Consider the following 11,179-nt stretch of genomic DNA (forward strand, 5'->3'; position numbering starts at 1 on the left):
GGTCTCCTACCACATGAATTGGCCGCCGTCGACGATCAGCTTCTGCCCCGTCAGGTAGCTGCTGTGCGCGCTGACCAGGAATTCCAGGGCGTCGGCGATGTCGTCGGGGGTACCGATACGTCGTTGCGGGATCTCGTCGAGCACTGCGACGCGCTGCTGCGGGTCGTCGAGCCGGAAACGCGTGATTAACTCCTCGGTCTCGGTCATGCCGGGGATCAGGCAGTTGACCCGGATGGTCGGGGCCAGTTCGGCGGCCAGGCACTTGGTCAGCTGCAGCAGGCCTGCCTTGCTCGCCGCGTAGTTCGCCCCGTTGATGCGAGGCCGGATTCCCGTCGTGGCGCCCACGTTGATCACCGTCCCGCCGGCTGCGGCGAGCATGGCCGGAGCGAACGCTTTGATCAGGTGGAACGGGCCGGAGAGGTTCGTGTCGACGACCCGCTGCCAGTCGGATTGGGTGAGTTCGAGGAACGGCCGGTCGATGTTGATGCCGGCGTTGTTCACCAGCACCGACGGCGGACCGAAGTCGGTGAGGACCCGTTCGGCGAACGCGGCGACGCCCTCCGGGTCGCTGACGTCGACCTGCACCGGCGTCACCCCTGCGGTGGCCACGGCATCGGCAGCGGTGCGGTTGCTCCGGTAGGCCGCCACCACCCGGTACCCGAGCTTGTCGAGCCGACCGCTCATGGCCGCGCCGATGCCCCGGGTACCCCCGGAGACGACCGCGATATCCGTCATTGCTCCTCCAGCGTGCGCAGGAATTCATCGAGATGCCGAACGACCGTCGGCAGGTTCGCGCCGTCGAGGACGTCGAAGTGTCCACAATCGACGTTCGCGTGATGCAGCGAATCGCTCATCCGCCGCCACCGCGCGGCGTGGACCTGGTTCTCGCGAGCGCACGAGATCAGCAGCGCGGGACCCGGGTACTCGTGCTCGACGTGGTAGGCGGTGGCCGCCGTGATGTGCGCGTCCGCCGTGGCGATGAGCCGTTCCTCCCCGCTCTCCCCCGCGATCGTGCGCCGGAGCGCGGCCCGGTCGAGAGGGCTGACGAACTCGGGCACTGCGGGACTGTCGATCATCACCACCGCGGGCTGATGACCGCTCTCGGCGTAGCGCAGCGCCAGTTCCCAGGCCAACGCTCCCCCGAGCGACCATCCGAGTAGCAGGCGTGGTGTGCCGATGTCGTGCAGAACCTCCCAGTACCGCTGGACCATCGCCGCCACGTCGTGATCCGGATCCTCACCAGGCATCAGACCGCTGGCGCGGATCCCGCACACCGGCCCTCGCCGAGCGAGGTGCGCCGCAACACCGAGGCAGGAACCGATGCCGCCACCGGCCGGCGGGAGTACCACCGACGGTGACCCGCCCCCGCGCTTGACCGGGATCAGCAGGGAGGAACGGGCGAGCGCGCCGCTCATCGCTCGGCCCCGAGTTCGCGCAGCGTCACTGCCATCGCCGCCACCGTCGGACGTTCGAAGAACTCCAGGATCGTCGGCTGCGCCCCGTACTCTTCGTGGACCTGCGCCAAGACGGTCAAGGTGTTCAAGGAGTGGGCTCCCAACTCCACCAACGACTCGTCCACCGCAGGCAGATCCCCGAGCAGTTCGGCCCAGGTGCGTTGCAACCACGCCTCAATGGAGTCGGCCGAGATCGAGGCCGCCGTTCGCGGACCTCGGCACTCGTCGAGCAGGTCCGCGGTGCTCACCAGCGCCGCACGATCAACCTTCCCGTTGCCGGTGGTCGGGATCGACTCCACCACGTGCACCGCGGCCGGCACCATGTAGTTCGGGAGCGCTTCGGCGAGAACGCGCCGCACGGCAACCGGATCCGGGCAGGTGCCGGACGCGGCTGTCACGAACAGCAGCAGCCGACGCGCGCTCGCTTCACCGGCCACCGCCGCGACCGCGAGCTGAACACCGGGCAGGCTCTGGGCCGCGACTTCGATCTCCCCGAGCTCCACCCGGAATCCGCGGATCTTGACCTGGTCGTCGTTGCGCCCGAGGAACACCAGCTGGCCCTCCGCCGACCACATCGCCTGATCACCGGTCCGGTATCGGCGCCCGTCGTGCGGCCGGTAGGGATCCGGCAGAAAGCGCTCCTGGGTGCGGTCGTGGTCGTTGATGTAGCCGATCGCCGGGCACCGACCGCCGAGCAGGAGCTCACCCATGACTCCCGGTGGCGCCAGGTGCCCCGTGCGGTCGACCACCTGCGCGCTCACGCCGCTGATCGGGCGGCCGATCGGCACGTGCGACTCCCAATTCCCGGTCTCGGTGGGCGAGAATGTCGTCACCGCATGCGTTTCGGTGGGCCCGTAGAGGTTGACCAGGTCGATGTGCGGCCGTTGTGCGAAGAAGGACCGGATCTCGTCGGTGGCCACCAGCTGCTCTCCGGAGACGCACAGCTTCCGCACGTTGCTGAGCGGTTCACCGGCTGCTTCGACCGCGTGCACGAAGGGAGCCAGGGCGGCCACCGGCAAGTACACGTGGCTCACCCGCTCGTCTCGAACATGAGTGACGAGTCGCGGGAAATCGCGCCGGTCGACGCCGTCACGCGCCACGACCGTCCCACCCGTGACCAGGGTCGGCACGATCTCCTGGAACGAGACGTCGAAACCGCTCGGCGCGTACTGCAAAAACCTCGTCGATGTGGTCATGTCGAGCGCCTGGATCTGCCAGGCCGTGAGATTCACCAGCGGCCCGTTGTGCATCAGCACGCCCTTGGGATTGCCCGTCGACCCCGAGGTGAACATGAGGTACACAGGGTCCTGCTCGCCGCGGGGGCCAGGATCGGGCGCCGATGCCCCCTGGCCATTTCCGCCGGGTGTGACGATGCGCGTTCCGGGAATCGGAGAGTGCGACACCGCGATCCGGCACTCCGCCTTGGCGAGCATGTATCCGAGTCGATCCTCGGGCAACGACGGGTCCAGCGGCAGGTACGCGGCGCGCAGTCGCAGAGCGGCGAGGATCGTCACGATCGTGTCCAGGAGGGTTTCCGTAGCAAGCCCCACCACCGCACCGGGAACGACACCGGCCTCGTTCAAGCGGCTCGCCATCGCGGCGGCTTCGGCATCGAGCTCCGCGTAGCAGGTCTTGCGCCCGCCCTCGTCCACGGCGACCTGATCAGCATTGCGCGAACATGCCTCGCGCAACCAGCTGTCGAGGTCCGCGGCAGCCGGACTCGGTCCTTCTACGGCCGCGGCCTGGTCGAGATCGGCATCCTCGAACAGCTCGTCCAGCACGACGTCGGTGTCCGCGGTCACGGCACTCAGGGCGGCGCGAAGGGAAGCCGCGATGCCGGCGACGACGGGCTTCGGGAGCAGCGCGACATCGTGCTCCAGTTCCAGCAACCACCCGTCGCGCGTCGGTGTCACGCCCAGCCACAGGTCGAATTTCGCCGTGCCGGTGCCGTGTTCACGCACCCCTCGAACCGGCGAGTCCGACTCCGCGCTCGTGGAATCCTGCATCGCGAGCATGCAGGAGAACAGCGGATTGCGGTTGCCCGACCGTTCCGGGGCGACGTCCCGGACGATGCGGGTGAACGGCACGGCGGCAGCGGCCTTGACCGCGGCGATGCGGGGAGCGACGTGCTCGCGCACGAACTGCGCGAAACCGCTGCGCCACGGGACGTCGATCGCGACGGGCAAGGTGTTGACGAAGAATCCGCACAACTCGAACGATCCGACCGTCCGGCGGGCCATGAGCGGGGCGCCGAAGACGGCAGAGTCCTGGCCTCCGTGTCGCGCGAGCACCGCGGCGTAGACCGCCGAGAAGAACGTGAACGCGGTGATCCCCAGCTTCCGGCAGGTCTCATCGATCATCTCGCTCTGCTGCGCCGAGAGCGCGATCGCGAGTCTGTCGCCGGCGAAGTCGGTCGCGGCGGGACGATTCGGCCGCGGGTGCAGCGTCGTCGGCGTCGTCCAGCGCAACGATTCGGCGAGACCACGCGTCAGGTCGTCGACCTCGGGGGCCTCCACCGCGCCGACCTGCGCCGCCAGCTCCCGGCGATACGCCCGTTCCCGCGGCGAGCGCAGTCCGTCGACATCGAGTTCGCCGGTCAACGCGCGGTTGAGGTCCTCCACCAATGGCCGCAAGGAGAACCCGTCGAACACGGTGTGGTGCACGACCAGCAGTAGGACGGCGCGGCTGCCGTCGGCGGCATGCAGGTGCACGGCGCGCAGCAGCGGCGGGCTCGCGAGGTCGAACGAGGTGTTCGCCAGCTCGTCGACCAAGAATCCGCGTTGGGGGTCGAAATTCTCTGCGGGAACCTGGGTCATCCGGAGCGGAGCCTGGTTCTCCGGCAAGTCGATCAGGGTCGAGTGGGGTGCGGGGTGATCGCGCAATCCGGTGCGGAGCGCGGGCTGCACGGCCATGACGCTGGCCAGCGCGGAACGCACCTGAGGCCCGCTGCACCCGGGATCCAGCTCGAGTTCGACCACGACGTTGTAGAGGTTGCCCGCTCGCACTGATCGGTGAACGACGAGCAGACCGAGCTGCGATTCGGTCAACGCGACCGAATCCGAGGCCGTCTGGTTCGGCGAGATCTGCGCGGCGGTCATCGGCTAGCTCCCGCAGGAATCAGGTCGCGCAGCCAGCGGCGGAACTGTCCGATCGTTTCGATCCCGCTCAGAGTTCCGGCATCGATCTCGAATTCCTCATCCGGCACCAATCCGACGATGATGCGCACAGCTGTCAACGAATCGATTCCCATCTCGGTCAAGGACGAATCGTCACTGAACGGCACCCGCACGAACTTCTGCAACTGCACATCGATTTCACTCGGGACAAGTTCCGTCATATCCATTCTCCCCAACAAACACAGTTCTCCACTGATGGGTTGGTGACTATTAATTTCTGGCGCTATGAGCACAGGACCGACGCCAGCACGGCCTGTAGCGAATCTGGGGCGGAAAGAAAGTCGTACTGATTCCCCGGGATCACATGCGCGGTGGTGAGGCCGAGGTCGCTCCAGCCCGCCATCGCCGCAGACGTCACCTCGTCGTCATCGGACCAGCTCACGGTGATCAGCCGAAGCAGTGACGGTTCAGGGGGCCGGGTTTGGTAGCCGGCGGCGGCCAGCACATCGGCCTGGTAGGACCGCACCTGGTTCTCCACCAAAGACGGAAGGGGATTACCTCCAATTTCCAAGATCACCCGGCACAGGATCTCTGCCAGGTCGGAGTCCGTGCGAGCACGTCGTGTCGATCGCGGCAACCCACGGGGAGCCGCTTGAGCAGACAGGAACACCCACGGCGACACCTGGTCGTCGGCACGCGACAAGGCCACCGCTGTGGCGTAGGCGAGCAGGGCGGATTCTCGATGCCCGAACACCGCTACCGATCGCTCCCAGTACTGTTCAATCCTGGAGGCGAGTTCCCCTGAGAGCACCCGGTATCGCTCGGTGCGTTCACATCGGTCGGTCGAGCTGTCCGGCAATTGGATCGGACAGATCTCCCACCCGCCGATTGCGCTCGGCCAGCGGCGGTAGGTTTCGGCACCGCATCCAGGGTGCGGAAACACGAACAGCAGCGGTCCGCCTCCAGGTTGAGGCTCCCGCAACAACCAGCGCGACCATCCGGATTCTCTCTGAAGCATCGCGCGCTCCTTCCGGACGGCACACCATTTGAGTCTTGAACGGCGGGCTCCGGACCGTTTCCGATGTTTGTGAACCGCCGTGCTCAAACAATGTCCACAAGGGCGCCATCAGTTCGCTATCACCACACCATCGCGGCCATCACCGGCGACGATAAGAACATGACAGCCGCGCAACGCTTGGCTGATAAGGGAGCTACCTAGATTGGCGACAGATCGAGTTTCCCGAGAACTAATCGGAAATCACGAAGTCACGTGCTGTGGAGGAGCTATCATGTCGTTCTGGAAGAAGATCGTCGTCACCGTCGCCCTGCTGTCCGCTGCCCCCATCGCCGGTGCCGTGGCAAGCGCAGCTGAGGCCCCGGTCGTCATCGCGACCGCCGACGACACTCCCTGGGGCTGACCTGATCTCCGCCTCAACGTAGGGGTGGTGCCGACCTGAACTCGGCACCACCCCTACGTGTTATCAACCAGGAATCAGCCCGCCATCGGAGAAGGGCTCGCTGAGCGAGCGCAGCTGCTGAGCAATGCTTTCCGCGAGTTGGCGCGCTTCGCGGGACGTGGCCTCTCCGATGAGTCCCAAAGCTTTGCGCCACAGAGATTCCGCGGTAGTACGCTGTCCGGTGCGCAACCGAACCTGCGCGAGCGCGTCGAGGGTGCGCGCGTGCCAGAGTTTGGCTCGCAAGTCTTCGAAGGAGTCCGATGCGCGTTGAAGGTATTCATCAGCGCTGTTGAGCTCGTGCCGTGCCAAGTACAACCATCCCAGCGCGAGCAGAACGCGTCCTTCGCCGAGATGCGCGGTGACCACCTCGCACAGCTGCAGGGCACGAACAAGCACCTTCTCGGCTTCCAGGAACATCTTCTGAGCGGTCCAGGTCATGCCGAGGCCGCTGAGCGCGAACACCTCGCCGACCTGGTCACCCATCGGCCGAACGAGCTCGAGCACCTGTCTGAACGAGCGCTCAGCGGCTTCAAACCGCTCCTGTCCCAGATAGAGTTCGCCGTACCGCTGCCAGGCTTGGGCTTCGACGCGCTCGTTGCCGGTGCTTCGGCATAATCGCATCGACTCCTCCAGGGCCTCGGTGGCTCGGTCGAAATTCTGCACGTCGGAGTACACTTGTGCGAGGTTGACCAGGGTGTGCGCTTCGGCCACGAGATCGTCGGCCTCGCGGAATCCGTCAATCGCCGAGGTGTACCGCTCCGCCGCCCTGTCGAAACGACCGGCCATTCGATCCACGAATGCCAGGTTCCGCAAGGCCAGAGCCCGCCCGTGGCGGTCTTCGAGCTCGGTGAACAAACGCAGGGCCTCTTCCAGGTAGGACACGCCGGACTCACCCCGCATGACCTGCCTCAACGACCCCAGAGAACATAAGATCGCGGCTTCACCACGCCGGTTTTCCCGCCGACGGACGACTTCCAGCGCCCACCGATGTGTTTCCTGCCAACGGTGCAGACGGCCGCGAGCTTCGAACAACGTGACCGTTGTCAACGCCAGGTCCCAGCACTGTTCGTCGGCATCGGATTCCGCCGCCTGCCGCACCGCCGCCACCAAACCGGCTTCTTCGATTTCCAACCAGCTCATGGGTTCGGTAAGCAGGAGTTCGACCTCACGCTCGGGCAATTCCCAGCGATACCCGTCGCCGTGCAGCACTGTGTAGTCGCCACCGTAGAGTCGACGGTGAGCTTCGCCGGCCAGGCTCAAGTATGCGCCTAAGAGCCGACGCAGCGCCGCATCACGCTCGGACTCGGGCTCGTCTTCAGTCAGCGCTTCCTGCGCGTAAATTCGGATAAGGTCGTGCCACCCGAAACGTTGGCCATGTGCGTCGGAAATATCGATCAGCCGAGCCTCGACGAGTTCCTCAAGCACATCGCTGGCATCGAACTGGTTGGTGTCGAGCAACGCCGCGGGCACCCAGACAGCAAAATCCGGTGCACGACACAAGCCCAGAAGCCGGAACAGCCGCTTAGCCGAGGCTGACAGCCCTTCGTAGGTGACCGATAAGGTCGATCGCACATGCAGGTTGCCGTATGCGATCTCGTCAAGTCTGCGTTGCTCGTCTTGTAAGCGGTCGACCATCGCCGAAAGCGGCCAGTGTGGTCGCGCCGCCAACCTCGCCCCGATGATCCGAATCGCCAATGGCCATCTACCGGACAACTGCGTCAACGCATCCAAGGACTCGGTCTCTGCGGAGGCCCGCTCATGACCAACCAACCGTGCGAGAAGATTCCTGGCGTGGTTATTCTCCAGGCTGTCCAGGTTGATCGTGACGGCTCCGGGCAGACCACCTAACGGGCGCCGACTGGTGACGATCACCGAGCAGCTGGAGCTGCCGGGCAGCAGCGGCAGCACCTGCTCCTCGCCGGCCGCATCGTCGAGCACGACGAGAATGCGACGCCCGCTCAGCCTGCTGCGATAGACTTCCTGGAGTTCGTCCGGATCCAACGGGATTTCCGACTCACGCATTCCCAGAGCTCGTAGCAAGCGTGCGAGCAGATCGACGGTCGCCACAGGTGCGCCGGCAGTGCCGTAAAGATTGATGAACAGCTGTCCGTCCGGATAGTGCTCCAACAACCGGTGGGCCACGTGTACCGCGAGGACGGTCTTGCCGATCCCGCCGCGCCCGGAGATCCGCACGATGCGCATCGTGTTCTCCGCCGCGGTACCGTTCAGCTCTTTCTCGGCAGCCGACACCACCAGGCCACGACCGGTAAAATCCCCAATAGACGCAGGTAGTTGCCGGGGAACCGCCACGGTTGCGACGTCAGACTTGATCTCCGGGCTCGAGACCTCGCCTAGGTTGAGCTCATCCGCACCGGAAAGGATTGACGATTCCAGCCGACGCAACGAGTCGCTGGGTTCGATCCCCAACTCATCGATGAGATCCCGGCGCGCCTCGCGGTACACCTCTAAGGCTTCAGCCTGCCTACCAGAGCGGTACAAGGCGACCATCAAGTACGCACGCAGCTGTTCCCGGAGCGGGTACTCGCCAACCAGTGCTACCAGTTCGCTGATCAATTCCCGGTGCTTCCCCACCGCAAGTTCGAGTTCGATGCAGTGCTCCGTGACGCTGATCTTCTTTTCCACCAAGGAATCAGCCAACAACCGCGCGCGCCCGGACGCACCTGGGAGAACAGGGCCACGCCACAGTCCAAGCGCACGCCGAAGAACCAACGCCGCTCTCAGATTGTCGCCACTCGCAGCGTGGTTCTCGCCCTCCCGGACGAACTCGTTGAACTGTGAAGCATCCACGAATTCCGGGTTGACCTGACAAACATAACCGCCACTCCGCGTAACGATCACCTGCTCGCCGAGGACTTCGACAAGCATCCTTCGCAACCGCGATACGCAGATTTGCACCTGCTCACGAGATGTCGACGGCGGCGACTCTCCCCAAACTGCGTCGATTAACTCTTCCACGGAAACGAACTCGTTCGCCCGCAGCAAAAGGAGCCCCATCGTCACGTGATGCCGGTACGCAGTCAGCCGACGAGCCGCCGAGCCTCGCCTAATCTCCACAGGGCCCAGCACGAGAAAGTCCGGGCGGCCATCTGGGTCTTTACCGTCGTCGCCCACGTTTCAAACGTCCCCCCAAGAACTCCCATCATGACGGCGCAGCCCCATCTTCCTAAAAACGCCGCGTCAGAAGTAGGGGCACACCTAGAACGCTATCCAAATTTGACTGGACCTCTATACGCTAAACGGACCAACTCGCTTTAAGGTCGACTTTCGCGTCCATGTCACCCAGATGGGCTACTATCACGCAACGTTCGACGGCACGACGCCCCTTGTCAACCCCAGAAACTAGACCAGTTAAGCTCTTTGATAACCAGCACATCGCAGCGGTGCCTCGCCGTAGAGTCGCTTCCACCCACTTACCAAAAAGGCCCGCCGACAAGGCTCACATGATCGACATATTAGAATCTTGATCTCCTGGGATTTCATGATGATCTCCGCGACGGTCGCACGGTCCCGTACGGGACCGCCCCTGGACGCTGTGCTGTGCCGGTGCGGTTCCACACTTCCCACCACCGTCGGCGTCATCCACTCCACGTCTAGGGCATTTCGCAGCTCGCCTGCCTGGCGCTCGCTCGGCAGTTCGGCAACGCCAGCAGTCCTGCGTTACCCGGCCGCAGCGTCGCTAACGCACCGGTAAGGCCAGCTGTGTCTCGCTGGATGGCACCGCTGTTGGCGCCGATTCCAGCTGGAGCTCTTCGAGTACCCAGTCCGAGCCGAGGTAGACGATCACCAACCCGTTCGCGCGAAGATAGTCGGCCACCTCCTCGTCGTCGGCGAGCTCGGGCAGTCGGGATCGCAAGCCGTCGAGAAGGTGTCCCTCCCGGACATAGACACTCTTCAGACCCGGTGTCTCGGCGCGTGCGCTGGTGCGGCCGTGCCGGCACCGGTAACCGGGCCGGTGATGTACCCAGTGCGAATCAAACCGCCGATCACACGCCCCACACACCACCAACCCGGCCAGCAGATACGTCCGGGTCCCGCCGTCCCGGGATTTACGCGCCGCCCGGATGCCCTGCACGGACCGAAATGTCGCCTCATCAACCAACGCGGCATGGGCGGGTGCATTCGACACCGCCCACTCCCCCGAGTCCGTACGACGACCCGTACCACCGGCACGACGCGCCGACCCAGGACTCCGGACCGTGCCGGTGCGATTCCACACCTGCCTGCCCGTGTAGCGCGGGTTTTCCAAGATCCCCGCCACCGTCGGCGTCCTCCACATCCGCCCCGAACGATGTCGATTCCGCCCCGGATCCGCACCCGACGGACACGGCACCCCACGATCATTGAGCTCCCGCGCGATCCCAGCAATGCTCCGCCCCGCCGCACGCTGCTCGAAAATCCACCGCACCCACGGGCCCGTCACCGGATCCGGCTCCAACTGATGCAACCGACGCCCCCACCGCGCATGCGCCTCAACGGGATGCGGACCCGCATCCACCAGCCGATACCCATACGGCGGCCTCCCACCCAAAAACCGCCCCTGCTCGCACGCCTGTGTGCGCATCGCGGCCAACACCCGATGCCGCGACCGCACCGCCTCACGCCGCGACTGCGACCCCAACAACACCATCAACGCCCGATGCTCCGGATCCCCCAGATCCACCGGCCCATCCGCCTCCGGCAACCACAACCCAACACCCCGCTCGCCCAATACCGACATAACCTCGCGGAACTGAGTCCCGCAAAACGCCCGCTCGTACTCCCCCACGATCACCGCATCAAAACCGCAATCCGAACGCCCGGCCGCAACCAACAACGCCGCGGCAGCCGGCCGCTTCCACCAGGACGACCGCCGTGAACAGCCCTCATCGAAATACTCCTCCACGATCACCCCACGCCCGGCGATCGTGGCCTCCGCGACCTCACGCTGCCACCCCCGCGACGTCTCCCCATGCTGAAACTCCCTGGTCGACATCCGACCGTAAAACGCAAACCGCACACCCACCCCACGCCGTCTCCGACGACCCGATACTTCAAATGACCCCGTCTCAGTCACAACGCACCTCACATCCAGAACGGGGCTGCTGAAGGGATGTGTGACACCTTTGATCGCTTGTTGAAGTGCAAGCTGGAA

The 11,179-nt window shown here is 65.0% G+C and carries 8 protein-coding genes; 1 reads left to right on the forward strand and 7 read right to left on the reverse strand.

The window, feature by feature from the left end:
• Positions 1 to 6: 6 nt before the first annotated feature.
• From ACYVF3_RS09670 to ACYVF3_RS09690, 5 genes are all read right to left on the reverse strand, one after another.
• The gene (locus tag ACYVF3_RS09670; RefSeq protein ID WP_461153867.1) at positions 7 to 735 is read right to left on the reverse strand and encodes an SDR family NAD(P)-dependent oxidoreductase; all 729 of its coding nucleotides are present in this window, start codon (positions 733 to 735) and stop codon (positions 7 to 9) included.
• The gene (locus tag ACYVF3_RS09675) at positions 732 to 1,415 is read right to left on the reverse strand and encodes a thioesterase domain-containing protein (RefSeq protein WP_461153868.1); all 684 of its coding nucleotides are present in this window, start codon (positions 1,413 to 1,415) and stop codon (positions 732 to 734) included. Before ACYVF3_RS09675 ends, ACYVF3_RS09670 begins: the two co-directional genes overlap by 4 nt.
• Positions 1,412 to 4,552, reverse strand: coding sequence for a non-ribosomal peptide synthetase (locus ACYVF3_RS09680; protein ID WP_461153869.1), 3,141 nt, complete (start codon positions 4,550 to 4,552; stop codon positions 1,412 to 1,414). Before ACYVF3_RS09680 ends, ACYVF3_RS09675 begins: the two co-directional genes overlap by 4 nt.
• Positions 4,549 to 4,791 (reverse strand): phosphopantetheine-binding protein, encoded by a 243-nt coding sequence (locus tag ACYVF3_RS09685; RefSeq protein ID WP_461153870.1) that lies wholly within the window; start codon positions 4,789 to 4,791, stop codon positions 4,549 to 4,551. Before ACYVF3_RS09685 ends, ACYVF3_RS09680 begins: the two co-directional genes overlap by 4 nt.
• A gap of 62 nt (positions 4,792 to 4,853) precedes the next feature.
• Entirely contained in the window at positions 4,854 to 5,588 is a 735-nt protein-coding gene (locus ACYVF3_RS09690) for a thioesterase II family protein (protein ID WP_461153871.1), read from the reverse strand.
• 271 nt (positions 5,589 to 5,859) lie between these two features.
• Between ACYVF3_RS09690 and ACYVF3_RS09695 the strand changes: the two genes are divergently transcribed.
• Complete coding sequence (locus ACYVF3_RS09695) at positions 5,860 to 5,988, forward strand: hypothetical protein (RefSeq protein ID WP_461153872.1); 129 nt, start codon at positions 5,860 to 5,862, stop codon at positions 5,986 to 5,988.
• Positions 5,989 to 6,051: 63 nt separating this feature from the next.
• Here ACYVF3_RS09695 and ACYVF3_RS09700 read toward each other — a convergent pair whose 3' ends face one another.
• The gene (locus tag ACYVF3_RS09700; RefSeq protein ID WP_461153873.1) at positions 6,052 to 9,159 is read right to left on the reverse strand and encodes an AfsR/SARP family transcriptional regulator; all 3,108 of its coding nucleotides are present in this window, start codon (positions 9,157 to 9,159) and stop codon (positions 6,052 to 6,054) included.
• Positions 9,160 to 9,724: 565 nt separating this feature from the next.
• Positions 9,725 to 11,101, reverse strand: a complete 1,377-nt coding sequence (locus ACYVF3_RS09705) for a recombinase family protein (RefSeq protein WP_461153875.1) — start codon at positions 11,099 to 11,101, stop codon at positions 9,725 to 9,727.
• Between the last annotated feature and the right edge of the window lie 78 nt (positions 11,102 to 11,179).

Source organism: Saccharopolyspora tripterygii, assembly GCF_054778355.1.

Bases quoted from the DNA above. Each gene is read 5' to 3' on its own strand.
- ACYVF3_RS09695 (WP_461153872.1), top strand. From the start codon at position 5,860: ATGTCGTTCTGGAAGAAGATCGTCGTCACCGTCGCCCTGCTGTCCGCT.
- ACYVF3_RS09680 (WP_461153869.1), bottom strand. From the start codon at position 4,552: ATGACCGCCGCGCAGATCTCGCCGAACCAGACGGCCTCGGATTCGGTC.
- ACYVF3_RS09685 (WP_461153870.1), bottom strand. From the start codon at position 4,791: ATGACGGAACTTGTCCCGAGTGAAATCGATGTGCAGTTGCAGAAGTTC.
- ACYVF3_RS09690 (WP_461153871.1), bottom strand. From the start codon at position 5,588: ATGCTTCAGAGAGAATCCGGATGGTCGCGCTGGTTGTTGCGGGAGCCT.
- ACYVF3_RS09675 (WP_461153868.1), bottom strand. From the start codon at position 1,415: ATGAGCGGCGCGCTCGCCCGTTCCTCCCTGCTGATCCCGGTCAAGCGC.
- ACYVF3_RS09670 (WP_461153867.1), bottom strand. From the start codon at position 735: ATGACGGATATCGCGGTCGTCTCCGGGGGTACCCGGGGCATCGGCGCG.